At 38.0% G+C, this 18,110-nt stretch carries 16 protein-coding genes; all 16 read left to right on the forward strand.

Annotation, left to right across the window (positions count from 1 at the left end; genetic code table 11):
* The 16 genes from R2S57_RS01215 (at position 1) to R2S57_RS01290 (ending at position 18,108) form a co-directional block, all read left to right on the forward strand.
* Entirely contained in the window at positions 1-537 is a 537-nt protein-coding gene (locus R2S57_RS01215; RefSeq protein ID WP_316843296.1) for a DUF3341 domain-containing protein, read from the forward strand.
* The gene (locus tag R2S57_RS01220; RefSeq protein ID WP_316843297.1) at positions 509-1,114 is read left to right on the forward strand and encodes a cytochrome c; all 606 of its coding nucleotides are present in this window, start codon (positions 509-511) and stop codon (positions 1,112-1,114) included. Before R2S57_RS01215 ends, R2S57_RS01220 begins: the two co-directional genes overlap by 29 nt.
* Positions 1,115-1,130: 16 nt before the next feature.
* Positions 1,131-2,354 (forward strand): quinol:cytochrome C oxidoreductase, encoded by a 1,224-nt coding sequence (locus R2S57_RS01225; protein ID WP_316843298.1) that lies wholly within the window; start codon positions 1,131-1,133, stop codon positions 2,352-2,354.
* A gap of 69 nt (positions 2,355-2,423) precedes the next feature.
* Positions 2,424-3,653, forward strand: coding sequence for a cytochrome c oxidase subunit II (locus R2S57_RS01230; RefSeq protein ID WP_316843299.1), 1,230 nt, complete (start codon positions 2,424-2,426; stop codon positions 3,651-3,653).
* A gap of 116 nt (positions 3,654-3,769) precedes the next feature.
* A complete protein-coding gene (locus R2S57_RS01235) occupies positions 3,770-5,557 on the forward strand; it encodes a cbb3-type cytochrome c oxidase subunit I (RefSeq protein ID WP_316843300.1) in 1,788 nt (595 codons plus the stop codon).
* An 83-nt stretch (positions 5,558-5,640) separates the two neighbouring features.
* Entirely contained in the window at positions 5,641-6,699 is a 1,059-nt protein-coding gene (locus R2S57_RS01240; RefSeq protein WP_316843301.1) for a COX15/CtaA family protein, read from the forward strand.
* A gap of 12 nt (positions 6,700-6,711) precedes the next feature.
* Positions 6,712-7,620 carry a heme o synthase gene (cyoE, locus tag R2S57_RS01245; protein WP_316843302.1) on the forward strand — a complete coding sequence of 303 codons (909 nt, stop codon included), beginning with the start codon at positions 6,712-6,714 and terminating at the stop codon, positions 7,618-7,620.
* 15 nt (positions 7,621-7,635) lie between these two features.
* Complete coding sequence (locus tag R2S57_RS01250; RefSeq protein ID WP_316843303.1) at positions 7,636-8,202, forward strand: cytochrome c oxidase subunit 3; 567 nt, start codon at positions 7,636-7,638, stop codon at positions 8,200-8,202.
* A gap of 31 nt (positions 8,203-8,233) precedes the next feature.
* Positions 8,234-8,941 carry a cytochrome c oxidase subunit 3 gene (locus tag R2S57_RS01255; RefSeq protein WP_316843304.1) on the forward strand — a complete coding sequence of 236 codons (708 nt, stop codon included), beginning with the start codon at positions 8,234-8,236 and terminating at the stop codon, positions 8,939-8,941.
* A gap of 25 nt (positions 8,942-8,966) precedes the next feature.
* On the forward strand, positions 8,967-9,320 hold the full coding sequence (locus R2S57_RS01260) for a cytochrome C oxidase subunit IV family protein (protein WP_316843305.1): 354 nt from the start codon (positions 8,967-8,969) through the stop codon (positions 9,318-9,320).
* Positions 9,320-10,015 (forward strand): SCO family protein, encoded by a 696-nt coding sequence (locus R2S57_RS01265; protein WP_316843306.1) that lies wholly within the window; start codon positions 9,320-9,322, stop codon positions 10,013-10,015. Before R2S57_RS01260 ends, R2S57_RS01265 begins: the two co-directional genes overlap by 1 nt.
* Before the next feature lie 87 nt (positions 10,016-10,102).
* Entirely contained in the window at positions 10,103-10,645 is a 543-nt protein-coding gene (locus tag R2S57_RS01270; RefSeq protein ID WP_316843307.1) for a DUF420 domain-containing protein, read from the forward strand.
* 180 nt (positions 10,646-10,825) lie between these two features.
* Positions 10,826-11,425 (forward strand): RNA polymerase sigma-70 factor, encoded by a 600-nt coding sequence (locus R2S57_RS01275; RefSeq protein WP_316843308.1) that lies wholly within the window; start codon positions 10,826-10,828, stop codon positions 11,423-11,425.
* Between the two features lie 61 nt (positions 11,426-11,486).
* The gene (locus R2S57_RS01280) at positions 11,487-12,647 is read left to right on the forward strand and encodes a FecR family protein (protein ID WP_316843309.1); all 1,161 of its coding nucleotides are present in this window, start codon (positions 11,487-11,489) and stop codon (positions 12,645-12,647) included.
* Between the two features lie 350 nt (positions 12,648-12,997).
* Positions 12,998-16,624: a SusC/RagA family TonB-linked outer membrane protein gene (locus R2S57_RS01285; protein WP_316843310.1), complete on the forward strand. Its 3,627-nt coding sequence runs from the start codon at positions 12,998-13,000 to the stop codon at positions 16,622-16,624.
* A gap of 11 nt (positions 16,625-16,635) precedes the next feature.
* On the forward strand, positions 16,636-18,108 hold the full coding sequence (locus R2S57_RS01290; protein ID WP_316843311.1) for a RagB/SusD family nutrient uptake outer membrane protein: 1,473 nt from the start codon (positions 16,636-16,638) through the stop codon (positions 18,106-18,108).
* The last annotated feature ends 2 nt before the right edge of the window (positions 18,109-18,110 follow it).

Genomic DNA, 18,110 nt, shown 5'->3' on the forward strand with positions numbered 1-18,110 from the left:
ATGAGTGATATCAAATATATTTTAGGCAGCTTTGGCGATCCTGACGAAATGATGCATGGCATCGATAAACTTCAGGAGAATAACATCAGTATCCATGATGTATATACCCCAATGCCTATACACGGAATAGAAGCCAAATTAGGAATTAAAAGATCTAGAATCGATATCGCAGCATTTTGCTTTGGTATTACCGGTACTTGCTGTGCATTCGCTTTGATTTATTTCTGCGCAGTAATCGATTGGAGAGTAAACATCGGTGGTAAACCATCATTTGCATTGCCGGATTTTATTCCGATAATGTTCGAGCTTACAGTATTATTCTGTGCTTTCGGTATGGTGTTAACTTATTATGCATCTACACACTTATTTCCAGGAAGAGCACCACGCGTGATGGATTTAAGAGCTACAGATGACCGCTTTGTGATTGCAGTTGATGCAAAAGACAATGTAGAACATACTGTAATTGATGGATTATTAAAAGATGCAGGTGCTTTAGAAATAAAGTATAATGAAAGGAAGTACATTAGCTATGAATAAGAATAAATTTGTTTACACGGCGTTTTTAGCTATCGCTTTTGCAGCTACCTTTTCAGCTTGTAAAGATAAACGCAGTACTGGCTTAGAATATGCCAGAAACATGTATGATCCGATTGCTTACAATCCGGATCAGCCAAATAAGAATTTTAAAGATGGTAAAACTGCACAGTTGCCACCTGCACATACTAAACCGGTAGGTTTTAAAGAGTATGATGAGTTTCCCAATACAAAAGAAGGATACGAAGCTGCAGGCGTGAGCATGGTGAACCCTTTACCAGTTGATACTGTTAATTTGGCCCAGGGACAACATTTGTTCAAAGTTTTCTGTAGCCCTTGCCACGGAGAAAAAGGCGATGGACAAGGACACCTGGTTAAAATTGAGAAATTTAATGGTGTACCTTCTTACTTCTCAGGAAGTTCGTCGAGAGGTGGAGATATGAAAGCACTTACTGCTGGTAAAATCTACCACACCATTACATACGGTGTAAATAATATGGGCTCGCATGCTTCACAAATCTCGCCAACAGACCGTTGGAAAGTGGTGATGTATGTTCAGGAATTACAAAAACAACAATAAGTAAAGCAGAATATAAATGGGAACTCACAATATTAATTTTAGTGAACAGTTTGAGTTTACAGGAAAAGTAAAAACATTAAGCATAGTTGGTATCGCTTTAGGTGCCGCAGCTATTCTTTATGGTTTCTTAGCTGGTGATAAAGTGATGCACGAGCGTACTTTTGCCAACCTGTTGCTTATGGCATATTACTTTGCATGCGTTTGTATGTCTGGTACATTTTTCCTCGCTGTTCAATATGTAGCTCAAGCAGGTTGGTCTGCATCAATTTTACGTGTACCACAAGCGATGGCAAAAACATTGCCTATAGCAGCTGTCATACTTGTTGTCGTAATTTCAGCAGGTTTGTACACGCACAACTTATATCACCACTGGCACGCTGATGGATTAACGGATCCGAATAGCCCCAATTACGATTCACTAATTGCTGGTAAATCAGTGTTCTTGAATGTACCTTTCTTTTTAGGGCGTCAGGTCGTGTTTTTAGGTGTTTATAGTATCTTTTCGATCATGTTCGTTAAGTTTTCTTATAACGAAGATTTAGCAGGTGGTTTAAATTCTTACAGAAAGAGCTTTAAAAATGCTTGTATCTTCCTGGTAATTTACGGTTTTACTACGCCAATTTTTGCCTTCGATACCATCATGTCGTTAGAAGCACACTGGTTCTCAACCATGTTCGGTTGGTACAACTTCGCAGCAATGTGGGTAAGCAGTTTAGCTACTATCGCTATCATCATTATCTTATTAAGAAGAGCGGGTTATATGCAATGGGTTAACAACAGCCACTTGCACAACTTAGGTCAGTTTATCTTTGGTTTCTCTATCTTCTGGACTTATGTATGGTTTGCTCAATTCTTATTGATCTACTATGCAAACATGCCAGAAGAGACTGTATATTTCTACAAACGTTTCGAATATTACAAGTTCTGGTTTTTCTTAAACCTAGCGATGAACTTCTTAGCGCCAGTATTATTGTTAATGGACAGAGATAACAAAAGAACAGACGCAAAATTATTATTCGTTGCTATCGTGGTATTGTTAGGTCACTGGGTAGATTACTACCAAATGATTATGCCAGGTGCGGTAGAAGACGGTCATAATGGTTTTGGAATTGTTGAAATTGGTACTGCAATAGGTTTTGTAGGATTGTTTACCTTTACGGTGTTAACATCGTTGAGCAAAAAACCTTTAATTGCAAAGAATCACCCATTATTACAAGAAAGTTTGCATCATCAACTATAGTGGTGATAAGATAGAGCAAATATTTAATTATTATTATAATTAGCAGTACAGCGTACTACTTTTAAGAAAATGAGTTTAAGAAAGTTTATAACGAATAAAACGACCGCAGCTTTAGCAGTATTGATTACTGTTTTTGCAAACACTAGCGTATTTGCGCAAGATGCAGCAGGTGCTGCCGCGGCACCGAAAGTTGATATGGGCGAGGTTTATAAATCGGTAATATTTTATATTCTGGTTTTCCTTGCCGTATGCTTATTCATTGCGATTATTGGTAAAGCAATAAGAGTTTACGAATTAAGCCGCGAAGCCCAAGGTAAACCTGCAGGTATTAACTGGAACAGAATACACGCGAGTTTATTCGCCCTGTTTTTAGTGTTGGGTTTATATGGTGTATATTGGGAATACACGGTGCATGGCGCCATGTTGCTTCCAGCTGCAGCATCAGAACACGGAAAGAAAATTGATGAGATGTTTAACTTAACATTAATCATCACTACAATCGTATTTGTGGCAACACACATCTTGTTATTCGGATTTTCTTATATCTACAAATACTCTGCTAAAAGAAAAGCTTATTATTACCCACACAACAATACCATCGAAAAAATCTGGACAATCGTTCCGGCTTTGGTATTAACCGTATTGGTATTGATGGGTTTCTTAACCTGGAGATCAATCTTCTTCAAGGTTGAAGATCCAAACCACAAGCCATTGCAGATTGAAGTAACTTCAGAGCAGTTTAAATGGTCTATCCGTTATCCTGGAGCTGATGGTGTAGTGGGTAACAAAAACTACAAATTAACTACTGCTACCAATCCATTGGGTATTGATTTTAAAGATCTGAATTCCCGTGATGATGAGATGGCTGATGAAATGGTTCTTCCTGTAGGAAAACCAGTGAAGCTGATCTTAACCAGTAAAGATGTAATTCACAGTTTTTATATGCCTCACTTTAGGGTGCAATTAAATACTGTACCGGGTATGAGGACTATTTTTGAGTTTACGCCTACTAAAACTACTGCTGAAATGCAGCAAGAAACCAACGATCCTAACTTTAAGTACCTTTTCTTATGTGCTAAAATTTGTGGAGCCGGTCACTACAACATGCAAAAAGTGGTACGTGTAGTTTCTGAAGCTGAGTACAAAACTTGGATTGCTGAGCAGAAAACATACTTAAATGATGATTTAAGAAAACAATTTAATTTGCCAGTGGCACCTGCGCCTGTAAAATCAGTAGCAGATTCAGCAGCTAAAGATTCAACAGCTGCGAAAACTAACCAAATGGCTTTAAATAAATAATATTAAGCAGGAGCGAACGAATTATGTCAACAATAGCATTACACGACGAACACAATCACGATCACGCTGATCATGGGCATCATAAAGAGACTTTGATTTCAAAGTACATCTTTAGTATGGATCATAAAATGATTGCCAAGCAATTTTTAATTACCGGTATTATTATGGCGGTAATAGCAATGGGCTTATCCATTTTATTCCGTATCCAATTGGCCTGGCCAAACCAGAATTTCCCTTTCTTAGAAACATTTTTAGGTAAATGGGCTGAAGGTGGCCGTATCAAGGCCGATTTTTATCTGGCACTGGTAACCATTCACGGTACCATCATGGTATTTTTTGTATTAACAGCAGGATTAAGTGGTACTTTTAGTAACTTACTGATCCCACTTCAGATTGGTGCAAGAGATATGGCCTCGCCATTCTTGAACATGCTTTCATACTGGTTTTTCTTTACTGCCTGTGTGGTCATGATGTCATCATTCTTTATCCAAACAGGACCTGCATCTGGCGGTTGGACGGTTTATCCGCCATTATCGGTAGTTGCTAAAGCGATGCCAGGATCAGGATTGGGTATGACTTTATGGTTAATCAGTATGGTACTTTTCGTAGCTTCATCTTTAATGGGTGGTATCAACTATGTAAGTACAATCTTAAACATGCGTACTAAAGGTATGGACCTTTGGAAAATGCCATTAACCATCTGGGCTTTCTTTTTGACTGCTATTTTAGGTATCTTATCTTTCCCTGTTCTTGTAGCTGGGGTAGTTTTAATGGTATTCGACCGTAGTTTTGGAACAAGTTTCTATTTATCAGATATCGTAATGGGTACTGATATTTTGCCAAACGAAGGTGGTTCTCCAATTTTATGGCAACACTTATTCTGGTTCTTAGGTCACCCTGAGGTATACATCGTAATTATGCCGGCATTGGGTATCTCGTCTGAGGTAATCTCTGTAAACTCACGTAAACCAATCTTTGGTTACCATGCAATGGTTTATTCATTAATCGGTATTACAGTATTATCATTCATCGTGTGGGGTCACCACATGTTTGTAACGGGTATGAATCCGTTATTGGGTGGTGTATTTATGATCACTACATTAATCATCGCTGTACCATCGGCAGTAAAAACCTTTAACTATTTAGCTACATTATGGCGTGGTAACATCCGTTTCACTCCGGCAATGTTATTTGCTATCGGTTTGGTTTCGTTCTTTATCTCTGGTGGTTTAACCGGTATCTTCTTAGGAAATGCATCTTTGGATATTAACTTACACGATACTTATTTTGTTGTTGCCCACTTCCACTTAGTAATGGGATCTGCGGCAATCTTTGGTATGCTTGCAGGTGTGTACCATTGGTTCCCTAAAATGTTCGGTAGAATGATGAATGCTAAATTAGGTTATTTACACTTCTGGTTAACTTTCATCGCAGCTTACCTGGTGTTCTTCCCGCTTCACTTCTTAGGTTTAGATGGTGTACCGCGTCGTTACTATGCATTTACAGAGTTCGAATTCATGAAGAAATGGTTAACAGTTAACATATTTGTAACATGGGCAGCTATTATGGCAGCACTTGCGCAGGTAGCGTTCTTGTTTAACTTCTTCTATTCGATCTTTAAAGGAAAAGTATCTCCTCAAAATCCTTGGGAAGCAAATACATTAGAATGGACTGCACCTGTTGAACACTTGCACGGTAACTGGCCAGGAGAAATCCCTACAGTTTACAGATGGCCATACGATTATAGCAAACCTGGACATGATGAAGATTTTATTCCTCAAACTGTTCCTTTCTCTCAAACCATGAGCTCTAACTTGCCTCACGATTTTGAAGGAAATGCGGAAGCAGAGAAAATACAACAAGATTGGGAATTGGCTAATCCTGTTGCAGAAAACAAGGGCTAGTTTATAAGCTTAAATACAATTTTAAAAGGGGTATCTGATTAAGTTTCTGCTTATCCGGATACCCTTTTCATCTTAATAGATATATGGTCAGCAGATCAGAACAACGTTTCATTAACATCAATCTTATAACCATTGTAGTTACGCTATTGGTTATACTTGCCGGCGGTATTGTACGCAGTACAGGATCGGGCATGGGCTGTCCGGATTGGCCAAAATGTTTCGACCGTTATATTCCGCCAACTGATGTATCTCAACTTCCGGCCAATTATAAGGAGAAATATGTAGCTGGTAGATTGAAGAAAAATGAGAAGTTTGCCAAGTATCTGGAAAGTATGGGCAAAGTAGCCCTGGCAGATAGTATCAGGCATGATAAAAGTATCACGGTACCCGAAGAATTTAATCCGGCAAATACCTGGACAGAATATGCTAATCGTTTAGTAGGTGTACTTGCAGGTATATTTATGCTGTTAACAGCCATTTATTCGTTTGTGTACAAAAAAACGGCAAAACGGATTGTTGTATTAAGCATTTTAAATGTTTTGGTAATTGGTTTGCAGGGTTGGTTGGGTGCTTTTGTGGTATCAACAAATTTAACCCAGTGGGTGGTAACTGCGCATATGCTGATTGCATTGCTCATTTTGGTCATTTCAATTTATACTTATAATTATGCCAAGCAGCTAAATAAGGCGCCTTCTGTTATTATGTACAGAATCTTATGGCTAAAAGGGTTTTTGTTCTTTACGCTTGTGATCAATATTGTTCAGATTGTTTTAGGTACCGATGTAAGAGAAGCTGTAGATGTGATTGCAAAATCGCTGGCTTATGACAGTAAAGGTACCTGGATTTCGAAAGTAGGAGAAGTATTCTCTTATCACCGCGATTTGGCTATTCTCGTTGTGATTGCGAACGCAGTGGTATATAAAATGGTGATCGACCGTTTTAGTGGCAAAGCGGCTCCATTATTAACAGCCAGGTTTATATTGATTACGCTTCTCGTACAATTATTAAGTGGTTTTGCATTGGCATACATTGCTTTTCCAGCGGCAGCACAAGCATTGCATATTTTGTTCTCTACGCTGTTATTTAGTTTACAGTTTTATCTGTACCTGTTGGTTTACCGGACAAGTACCTATAAACAATAATATTTAAGAAAATTGAAACAATATCTTTCAGATTTTTCTAAACTTATCAAATTCAGGCTATCGTTTACGGTGGTGTTTTCGGCATCGATCTCCTTTTTGATCGGTCAGAAGATGCAGGTGGGCAGAGGTTATATCCCTAGTATAGATTGGGGAAACTGGTTGATTTTAATTGCAGGCGGATTTTTAGTTACTGCGGCTGCAAACTGTTTTAACGAGATTATCGAGAAAGACCTGGATAAGTTAATGTCGAGAACCAAAGACCGGCCTATGCCAGCAGGTAGAATGACTACCGGGCAAGGATTGATTTTAGGGGTTTTTATGGCATTTTTGGGTACCTGGTTACTGGGGAAATTAAATCTTGAAACAGGTTTACTTTCTGTATTTTCAATTCTGTTGTATGCCTTTGCATATACACCATTGAAGCGGAAATCGCCAATTGCAGTTTTTGTAGGGGCTATTCCGGGGGCTTTGCCACCACTTATCGGTTATTTAGCGGCCTTTGGTAGCTTAAAAGCAGAACAGTTCCATGAAATTGATTATTACATTGCAGGAATTCTATTTTTAATTCAGTTTGTATGGCAGTTTCCGCACTTCTGGGCCATTGCCTGGGTGCTGGACGATGATTATAAAAAAGCGGGTTTTAGATTGCTGCCAACCAAGAAAAGAGATAAAACATCTGCGCTGCTTACTTTTTTAAGTACGCTGGTTTTAATCCCGGTAAGTTTATTACCAACCATTTATGGTTTTGGTGGTTATTACATTGCAGGTTTATCTTTAATTGCTGGCGTGATATTTAGCTGGTTGGCTTTTAAACTTTTAATGAACAAAGAAATGACCGATGCAAAAAAGGTAATGTTCTGTTCATTTTTTTACATCCCGGCGGTACAGTTGGGTTTATTATTAAATTTTATAGCAAAATAATTTATGGTGCTAACAATGGAAAAGATGCAGGATACGTTCGACCCTAAGCCAAGAAAGTTTATTGTCTGGTTATTTGTCGTATCATCTACAATTATGTTTGGAGGCTTTACCAGTTATTATCTGGTATTTGCCGCCTCAAAAGGTAAAGGACACGGTTTGGTGTTGCCTGATGCCTTTATTTACTCTAGTCTGGTGATTATTGCCAGTAGTATCACTTTAGTGCTAGCTTCGAGGGCTTTAAAGAAATTAAACTTTAGCTTACAGCGCAATATGCTCTGGATTACGATGATATTAGCCATTGCATTCGGTGTAATGCAGTTTAATGCCTGGGGAAGTATGGTGCGAACCGGTGCTACCCTTGTAGGAAATAACGCCGCAATATCATTTATCTATGTGGTTTCGGGTATGCACCTTTTGCACATTATTTGTGGTGTTGGCCTTATTATTAATGCTTTAGCAGGAAGTTATAAAAGCCTCCCTGTTGCCAAAGTCCAGTATAGAATGGAAATTGCTTCTATTTTTTGGCATTTTATAGATATATTATGGATATATCTGTATGTTTTTTTACTTTTGAACCGTTAAATTTGTTAACAAACTATTATACTATTTCCAAATGAATGCAGTATCACAATTAGATCAAGTTAAAACCGGACCATGGAATGGTGGTCGTTCTCCGTGGTCGGTAGAATATGGTAAAATCATGATGTGGTTTTTCCTTTTGTCAGATGCTTTTACCTTTTCATCTTTATTGATCTACTACGGCGCTCAGCGTTTTTCTAAAATCACATGGCCCGATCCAGATTTGGTTTTCCAATCAATCCCTGGATTAAAAGAAAGCGGAGCACCGTTGGTTTTTGTGGGTATCATGACCTTTATATTAATTCTTAGTTCGGTAACTATGGTTATGGCTGTTGAAGCCGGTCACCGCCGTGCAAAAAAAGAAGTAATCGGATGGATGATTGCAACCATTGTTGGTGGGTTTATGTTCCTGGGCTGTCAGGCTTTAGAGTGGACACACTTATTCCACGAAGGTTTTGGATGGGGGAAAATTCCGCCAATGGAAACATTGCATCATTTGTTTACTGGTGAGGTATCTTTAGTATCGGCTCAACAGTTTTCTAACCTATTTTTCACCATTACCGGTTTCCACGGTTTCCACGTATTTACTGGTGTTTTAATTAATATTATCATATTGGTAATGACCATTAATGGAAGCTTTGAAAAAAGAGGACATTATTTAATGGTAGAAAAAGTAGGTTTATACTGGCACTTTGTTGATTTAGTTTGGGTGTTTGTATTTACATTCTTCTATTTGGTTTAATTTATCATATTATAAAAATATTTTTATGTCAGAGCACGCACATACAACAGAAGGTCACGAGCATGGCGAACATGCAGGAATGAATAAAGCTAAAATCTGGAAAGTAGCAGGTATTTTATCGCTAATTACGGGTATCGAATTTATCATTGCACTTTGGTTAATTCCAGGTGGCCACATTCCTCAGCATGTTGGTAACTATATCTACATTGCTTTAACTTTAGTAAAAGCATTTTATATCGTAGCATACTTTATGCACTTGAAGTTTGAGAAATTGGGCCTACAGCTTGCATTAACGGTATCATTTATTTTCATTATTTACTTTATTGTTTTAATGCTGATAGAAGGTGGGTTTTTAAACATCCACATGATGAACCATTAATGAAAAGAAGTCCTATCAAAAAGGTAATAATCCTGGTAAGCATTTTAGCTATACCGGGATTTTTGTTTTTTTACTTATTGCCGCACTTTGCAAAAAACAGGTATAAGAGTTTGCCCATCTTTGGTGAAAAGGTTGTTGCTACTACTTTCCATAGTGTAAAAGGAAAGAAAATTCCGGATACCATTTACCATGAGGTTCCTGATTTCAAACTGGTAAACCAGCAAAATGATACCATCACCTGGAAATCGTTAACCAATAAGATTGTGGTGCTGAATCTGTTTTATACGGGTGCCAATAACCAGCAAACCAGTAAATACATCAAACAATTATCTGATGGTTATGAGCAAAAACCTTTGGTTAAGTTTTTAAGCCTTTCTGTTGATCCGGCAGATCAGCATAAGATTAAAGATTTTGCAGCTAAATTTAAAGCAAAAGAGGGCAAATGGGACTTTTTAGCTGGCGATACCGCACAAACCTATCCATTAATTAAACAGGGCTTATTGCTTGATGCCATAGCAGATGATGCAAATGGAAAGACCAGTTTTATTTTTAGCAACAAGATTGTCCTGATCGATAATTTACACCGTATACGCGGTATTTATGATGCTGATGATGCCGGAGCTAACGCGAAGTTGGAAGATGAAATAAAGGTACTCATCGCAGAGTATTTGAGGAATGTTAAGGACGGGAGGTAGTTGGTTAGCGGTTAGGGGTTAGCGGTTAGCGTTTGAAGTCCGAAGTTGATACAAAATAATTATAATAAAAAAGAGAATTAAAAACTCATGGAAAATAGCCCGATTGAGAAAAAATATAGCAAGTGGATCATTATCCTTTCCATCTTCATCCCAGTAGCCGTAGCCTTTTTATTTGTGGTAAAGCTAAAAGATTTAGGTATTGATGCACCAACCTTGCCTTTTTTACCCCCAATATATGCCACCATTAATGGTATTACGGCCGTATTGTTGGTGGTTGCGGTTTGGGCCATCAAAAATGGAAAGATACAGTTACATCAAAATTTAATGAAAACAGCCATTGGCTGTTCACTATTATTTTTGGTGATGTACATTGCCTACCACATGACTACACCTTCGACGAAATTTGGTGGAGAGGGTGCCATCAAGTATGTATATTTCTTTATTTTATTAACCCACATTTTACTTTCCATTGCCATCATCCCTTTGGTGTTGGTTACTTATGTAAGGGCTTTAGCTCAGCGTTTCGATCGCCATAGAAAGATTGCCAGAATCACTTTTCCATTGTGGTTATATGTGGCAATTACAGGTGTGGTGGTTTATCTCATGATTTCGCCTTATTATCAATACTAAAGATATATTAATCGCAAAATGTGAAAAGCCTTACTCAAAAATGTGAGGCTTTTTTAGTTATAGTCATTTTGCCTACAGAAGATATTTGCTTTAACCCATTTTTTTTTTCACTTTTATGTATATTATATCACACAAAGAGATTCATGAAATTTGTATGTGAATATACAAGTCGAGTAATTTATGGCGCTAGAAAGGACAGAAGATGAACGTAAGCTTATAGAAAAAATCGTAGGGGGAGATGAACACGCTTTTTCTGTTCTTTTCTTCAAATATCTTCCTGTACTTCAAATTTTCGCAACTAAATTCACTAAATCTGATAATGCTGCTGAAGAAATTATTCAGGATGCTTTTTTAAGGGTGTGGTTAAATCGAGATAAATTGGCTGATGTTGATAATGTAAAAGCCTATCTCTATAAATATGTGTCTAATGAATGTCTAAGCTTTCTTCGTAAGAAGTTAAAAGAGAGCAGAGTTGTAGATGCTTTTACAGCTAAACAGCAAAATAGTGATAATAACACACTAGAAACCATCAATCTAAATGAGGTAACTAAAATCATCGCCGTTGCGGTAGATAAATTACCAGATCAACGCAAAAATATATACCAGTTGAGCAGACGTGATGGTAAAAGTATTCCTGAGATTGCAGAAATACTTAATATTTCTCCCAATACCGTTAAAAATGCACTTGTAATTGCTTTAAAATCTATACGTATTCACCTCGATCAGCATGGAATTGTGTTCTTTTTTCCTATCATTTGGTTCTTTTTAAAAATAAAATAAAAAAAAGTTAAAACACAATAGTCCTAATTTTGTTTTGCGGCTTCTTAGTATCAGAATCTTTATGGAAGTACGCATCAATTATCTTTTACAACAGTTTACAGCAGGGCAACTCAACCAGGCAGAAAAGCAAGAGCTTTTGGCTTTGGCAGAGGGCAATTCTTCACTCGTTAGCGATGAAATCGTGCAAATGATCATCGCCGAAGAGGGAAATGCTGATGTGGTAATCGACAAAAAGTGGAATCCGATCCTAAATAAAATCCTTGCTGTAGATAAACCAACCCGTACACCTCGTAGAATTTTGATGAGTAGGTTACGTTGGGCTGCAGCCGCTGTGGTATTTGTGGTATTTTCTTTTACCAGCTATATTTCTTTAACCAAAAAAAAGGAACATGTTTTTGCTACTGATGTGCTCCCGGGTAAAAATAAGGCAGTTTTAACCCTGGCAAACGGTAAGAAAATATCCCTTTCCGACGCCATGAACGGAGATATTGCCAAAGAAGCTGGATTATCCATTACCAAAACAGCAAATGGCCAACTGGTATATAATGTAGCTGAATCAAAAAATATTGATGACACGCGATTAAATACGATCTCTACGCCTAATGGCGGCGAGTGGCAAATCCGTTTACCTGATGGGTCTACAGTTTGGCTTAATGCGGCTTCTTCTATTCAATATTCTTTAAATATAGGAACGGCAAAACAGCGTATTGTGAAATTAGATGGTGAAGCTTATTTTGAAGTGGCCAAAAATGCAGCACATCCTTTTATTGTAGAAACAGATAACCAATCTGTTGAGGTATTGGGTACACACTTCAATATTAACAGCTATCACGATGAAATCGTAACCAAAACCACCCTGTTAGAGGGAAGTGTGCGCGTTTTACACCATAGCAGTAACCAGAGCGAAATCCTTAAACCTGGAGAGCAGTCTATTGTATCCGCCTCTGGTATTAATATAAAAGGTGTTGACGTGGATGAAGCCATTGCGTGGAAAAATGGGTATTTCATGTTTAACAATGAAAAACAAGAAAGCATTTTGCGCAAGGTGGCCCGTTGGTACAATGTAGAGATCGAATATGCTGATCCAGCGGCAAAAGAAGTAATGTATTACGGAACGGTAAGCCGTTTCGAAAAAATATCGAAAGTACTGACCAAGTTTGAGCAAACTGGTGAAGTACGTTTTGATATTAAAGGCAATAAATTAATTGTCTACAAAGAATAAACGAGAACAGATGAAGGCCCAACTAACCTTTATCTCAAAAAATAAAACAACTTAATCAACCTTAACCTAACCCTAACAAATTATGAATATACCTCGACAAAACTCCTGACGATTCAAAAAGTTGAATCCATAAAAAAGGAGTGTTTGCAAACACCCCCTTTATTATCTGTTTAGCTATTCCGTAAGCCGGAATCGATTAAAATCAATTATTTCTTGGATAACCCGCGAAACGCATTTTGGCGTCCAAACTTCATTGCGCTTCGCAAAAAAAAACAGACTATTAAATGTACAAAATTTATATTGGAATTTTATGTACGCATCGACGCTACATACCTAAATTGCTATTGATTATGAAGTTAGTTACGGTCATACTGCTTGCCTCGCTCATGCAGGTAAGTGCAGCTTCATTCGGCCAGCTGGTTACATTAAAGGAAAGAAATGTAACGTTAGAAAAAATGTTTAAGCAAATCAGGTTGCAATCAGGTTATGATGTGTTGTTGTCGACAAACAGAATCAGCAGTACAACCACCTTTAATGCCAATTTTAGCAATTCGACCATTGATGAAGTAATGGCGAAAATCATCGCTGGAAAAGATTTGACATACACCATTGAAGATAAAACCATTTTAATCAAACCTACAGAGAAATCAATGCTGGATAAAGTGCTTGGGTACTTTGTAGCCGTGAAAGTATCGGGTAAGGTAAGAGATAAAAACGGAGGTATTTTACCAGGGGTGAGTGTCCGCGAAAAAGGTGTCGCGAACGCCGTGTCAACAAATGGTGCTGGCGAGTATCTGATCTCTGTGAAAGAAAATGCAACGCTTGTGTTCAGCTATATTGGATATAAAACTTTAGAAGTTGAAGTTGGTTCCAAAACATTGGTGAACGTTACACTTGAGGAAGACGCCGCACAATTAAAAGAAGTTAACGTCGTATCTACGGGTTACCAGCAATTAGACCGGAAATTATTTACAGGGTCTGCCACATTGGTTAAAGCTGAAGATTCTCAGCGTAATGGGGTGCCTGATATTAGCCGTATGTTAGAAGGCCAGGTTGCCGGTGTATCGGTGCAAAATGTTTCAGGTACTTTTGGTGCTGCTCCGAAAATCAGGGTTCGTGGTGCTACTTCAATTTCTGGTGATAACAAACCATTATGGGTAGTAGATGGTATTATTCTGGAAGATCTGGTTAACGTATCAAATGATGCGCTTTCAACAGGTGATGCAAATACCCTGGTTGGTTCATCTGTTGCAGGTTTAAACCCTGATGATATTGAAAGCTTTAACATTTTGAAGGATGCGGCCGCTACAGCGATGTATGGTGCACGTGCAATGAACGGAGTAATTGTGGTGACTACCAAAAAAGGTAAAAATACTGAAGGTACACCAAGAGTGAGTTATACAGGTAACTTTACGACCTATTTAAAACCGTCATATAGTGATTTCGATATCTTGAATTCTGCTGATCAGATGTCGGTGTTATTGGAGCTCGAAAATAAGGGCTATTTCCAACATACTACGGCTTCGAGAGGATCAGAGGGCGGTGTTTTCTACAAAATGTATAATTCATTGTATGATTACAATCCCACAACAGATTCGTTCGGATTGAGAAATGATATTGCTAGCCGCAATAACTTCTTACAACGATATGCCAACGCAAATACAGACTGGTTTGATGTTTTGTTTAAGAATTCATTGCTTCAGGAACATTCGTTAAGCGTTAACTCAGGTACCGAGAAATTTCAATCGTACGCTTCAACTTCTTATTTGCATGATAACGGACAAACAGTTGGTAACAGTGTAGATCGTTTTACCGGAAACTACAGGGCCAATTTCAAAATGAGCAGTAAATTTAGTGCAGAAATTTTGATGAACGGTTCGGTCCGTGACCAACGTGCACCAGGAACATTAGAGCGTACATCTGACCCTGTTTATGGTAAATTCTCCCGTGATTTTGACATCAATCCCTATTCGTATGCGTTAAATACAAGCCGTACAATGACTGCCTTTGATGAAAACGGAAACCGGGAATTTTTTACCAGAAACTTCTCTCCATTTAACATCCTTCACGAAATTGAGAATAACTATTTAACATTAGGTAATATCGATTTCAAGGTTCAGGGTGGTATCAAATACAAAATTATTCCAAGTTTAACCTACTCAGTTGATGGTGCATATCGTTTTGCAAAAACCGAACGCCAGCATTATATCCTTGAAAATGCAAATATGGTATTGGCTTACCGCAATACCTCTGATGCAACAACAATTGGTAGTAACAAATTTTTGTATACCGATCCAGCGAATCCTTATGGTTTACCTGAGAGTGTATTACCTGAAGGTGGGTTTTATAACACCAATACGGATAACTTAAAAAGTTATTACTTCAGACAGAATTTAGAGTACGACAAAACCTTTGCAACCGATCATAAAGTAAATGTATTCGGTTCAATGGAGGTTCGTTATGCAGACCGTCAGGCTGAAAACTTCGATGGTGTAGGTTACCAATATGAGAACGGCGGAATTGTGAATCCTGCTTATAAATATTTTAAATGGGGTCAAGAATCTGGCTTTCCGTATTTTGGTATGAGCACAGGAGCTGATCGTTTTGCTGCATTTGCAATGAGAGCGGCATATGCTTACAAAGAAAAATATAGTTTCAATGCAACTGGCCGTTACGATGGTTCGAATAAAATGGGCAGTAGCAGAACCGCAAGATGGTTACCTACATGGAACATCTCTGGTGCATGGAATATCGATCAGGAAAGTTTTTGGCCTAAAAGCGATATCCTAAGCTCTGCACGTGTAAGAGCAACTTATGGTTTAACCGCAAATATTGGAAATGCAAATAACTCTGCTGCAATTTATTACAACAGAATTACGAGAAGACCATACGATAACGAGAAAGAAACAGCAACTTTTATCTCAGGCTTGGAAAATTCGGAACTCACCTGGGAAAAAACCAAAGAACTCAACTTAGGTGCTGATTTAACTTTCATCAAAGATCGAATTAACTTAACCGTTGATGTTTACAAAAAGAATATTTTCGATTTAATTGGCGACATCAAAACCTCAGGTATTGGTGGTCAGTTTAATAAAGTGGCCAACTATGCAGATATGACCTCAAAAGGTCTTGAGTTTACGCTTGCCGGAAACGCAATTAACAATACTGATTTTAGATGGAGAACACAGTTTAACTTTGCTTTCAATAAAAATGAAATCACTAACCTTGAAGTAAACCCCAGTATTTTTAATTTGGTTTCGGCGGATGGTGGCGCTTTAGTAAACCACGCACAAAGAGGTTTGTATTCAATCCAGTTTGATGGTTTGGATCACGACAGAGGTTTCCCTTATTACATCGACGAATCGGGCAGAAGAAGCACTTATGTAAATTTGCAAAGTACGGATATTGGTTATCTTAAATATGAGGGGCCTATTGATCCGATATTCAACGGTGGTTTTTACAACCAGTTTAGATATAAAAATTTCAGCTTATCTGCGCTACTTACCTTCGCCGCAGGTAATTATGTACGTTTAGATGCTACCTATCAGGCTTCTTACTCCGATATTTATTCAATGTCTAAAGATATGCTGAACAGATGGGTGATGCCTGGAGATGAGAAATTTACCAATATCCCTGCATTGTTAGATCCTTTTGATGCCTCACAAACGATCAAAGATGCAGACGGATCTACGGTATCGGCCCGTTACCCATATAACCTATATAATTTCTCTACGGAGAGGGTAGCAAAAGGTGATTATATTCGTTTCAAACAAATTTCTCTGGGTTACGATGTGCCTAAAAGGATAACTTCCAAATTGCATATGGCCAATGCTACAATTTCTTTGATTGGTAATAACATAGCGCTTTTATACTCAGATAAAAATCTAAACGGACAAGATCCGGAATTCTTTGGAAGTGGTGGTGTTGCATTACCAATCCCTAAACAATATACATTATCACTAAAAGTTGGATTCTAAAAATTAAAGTTATGAAATTGAATAAAATACAATTTTTATTATTCGGACTTGGACTTATGCTAACTGCACAATCGTGTAATAAGTATTTAGATACCGAACCAGATAATAGAACACAGATAAATACAATTGATAAGGTAGCTCAATTGGTTACCACTGCATACCCTAGGTATGACTATTATTATTTTACAGAAGGTTATTCAGATAATACAGAAGATAAGGGTAGTGGTGTTGGAAGTTTAGATGATGTTACCGCAAGACCCTACAATTGGCAGGATGTGATAGGTGATGGTACAGGTTCTACCACTTCCTATTGGAATGGATGTTACGAAGGAATTGCAGCGGCAAACCAGGCATTAGATGCTATTGCGAAAACCAATTTAGGTTCGGGAGTATTACCGTATAAAGGAGAGGCACTGGTTGCCCGTGCTTATGCGCACTTTATGTTGGTTACTTTCTTTGCAAAGCCTTATGTTATCGGTGGTGCAAATGATTCTCCTGGAATTCCTTATGTTACCACTCCAGAAACAAAAGTAATTGTGCAGTATGATAGAGGAACCGTTGCTGCAACCTATGCCAAAATCGAAAAAGATCTAATTGAAGGTATGGCATTGTTATCTAGTTCAGCGTATTCTGTTCCCAAATATCATTTTACACCCGCAGCAGCTCATGCATTTGCTGCCCGCTTCTACTTATTTAAAGGTGAATGGCAAAAAGTAGTAACTGAAGCTACAGCATCAGTTCCAGCAGGCGACTTTTTTAACAATCTACGTCCTTTGAATACTGTTTACAGTACTTATGGGGCAGAAGATTTTAAAGCGGCTTTTACTCGTTCAGATCAGAAATCATCACTTTTGTTAACGGAGCAGTATTCTGGATGGCAAAGACAAAGCTCGCCAAGATATGGTTACGGTATTAACCTGGTGAGAATGTTCTCCGCTCAAGGTAACTTTACTGGTAAATCAAGGGCAGATAAAATTTTATCTTATGGTGCACCAAATTATACAACCTATAAATTTAACGAATACTTCTTCCGCACAAGTCCGGGTGCAGATATTGGTTTCCCATATCTTATTGCGCCTTTACTTACCGTTGATGAGGCTTTAATGAATAGAGCAGAAGCTTACGTACAGTTAAATCAAATTGATAATGCTTTAAAAGACTGCAATACTTTTTTAAGTACTAAAATTAATAATTATAGTTCGGCAACTGATGCTGCAACGGTAGCAAAGCTTCAAAGCTTTTATACGATTACTGATCCAAAAGAAGCTGTAATCAAGCTTATTCTGGAGAGTAAAAAAGCTGAGTTTTTACAGGAGGGTTTAAGGTGGTTAGATATTATCAGAACAGGACTTACTGTTAAGCATAATGTTTATGATTCTTTTGGCGTTGAAACTTTCGTTGAATTAAAACCAGGCGACCTTCGCCGTGTGTTCCAAATCCCGCAAGAAGCACTTCTATCGGGCGTACCATTAAATCCTAGATAATT

Origin of the sequence: Pedobacter psychrodurus (assembly GCF_032678585.1) — a bacterium.
Lineage (GTDB): Bacteria > Bacteroidota > Bacteroidia > Sphingobacteriales > Sphingobacteriaceae > Pedobacter > Pedobacter psychrodurus_A.

Coding starts and splice junctions, on each gene's coding strand:
- R2S57_RS01215 (WP_316843296.1), top strand. CDS start 1: ATGAGTGATATCAAATATATTTTAGGCAGCTTTGGCGATCCTGACGAA.
- R2S57_RS01220 (WP_316843297.1), top strand. CDS start 509: ATGAAAGGAAGTACATTAGCTATGAATAAGAATAAATTTGTTTACACG.
- R2S57_RS01225 (WP_316843298.1), top strand. CDS start 1,131: ATGGGAACTCACAATATTAATTTTAGTGAACAGTTTGAGTTTACAGGA.
- R2S57_RS01230 (WP_316843299.1), top strand. CDS start 2,424: ATGAGTTTAAGAAAGTTTATAACGAATAAAACGACCGCAGCTTTAGCA.
- R2S57_RS01235 (WP_316843300.1), top strand. CDS start 3,770: ATGGATCATAAAATGATTGCCAAGCAATTTTTAATTACCGGTATTATT.
- R2S57_RS01240 (WP_316843301.1), top strand. CDS start 5,641: ATGGTCAGCAGATCAGAACAACGTTTCATTAACATCAATCTTATAACC.
- R2S57_RS01250 (WP_316843303.1), top strand. CDS start 7,636: ATGGAAAAGATGCAGGATACGTTCGACCCTAAGCCAAGAAAGTTTATT.
- R2S57_RS01255 (WP_316843304.1), top strand. CDS start 8,234: ATGAATGCAGTATCACAATTAGATCAAGTTAAAACCGGACCATGGAAT.
- R2S57_RS01260 (WP_316843305.1), top strand. CDS start 8,967: ATGTCAGAGCACGCACATACAACAGAAGGTCACGAGCATGGCGAACAT.
- R2S57_RS01265 (WP_316843306.1), top strand. CDS start 9,320: ATGAAAAGAAGTCCTATCAAAAAGGTAATAATCCTGGTAAGCATTTTA.
- R2S57_RS01270 (WP_316843307.1), top strand. CDS start 10,103: ATGGAAAATAGCCCGATTGAGAAAAAATATAGCAAGTGGATCATTATC.
- R2S57_RS01275 (WP_316843308.1), top strand. CDS start 10,826: ATGGCGCTAGAAAGGACAGAAGATGAACGTAAGCTTATAGAAAAAATC.
- R2S57_RS01280 (WP_316843309.1), top strand. CDS start 11,487: ATGGAAGTACGCATCAATTATCTTTTACAACAGTTTACAGCAGGGCAA.
- R2S57_RS01285 (WP_316843310.1), top strand. CDS start 12,998: ATGAAGTTAGTTACGGTCATACTGCTTGCCTCGCTCATGCAGGTAAGT.
- R2S57_RS01290 (WP_316843311.1), top strand. CDS start 16,636: ATGAAATTGAATAAAATACAATTTTTATTATTCGGACTTGGACTTATG.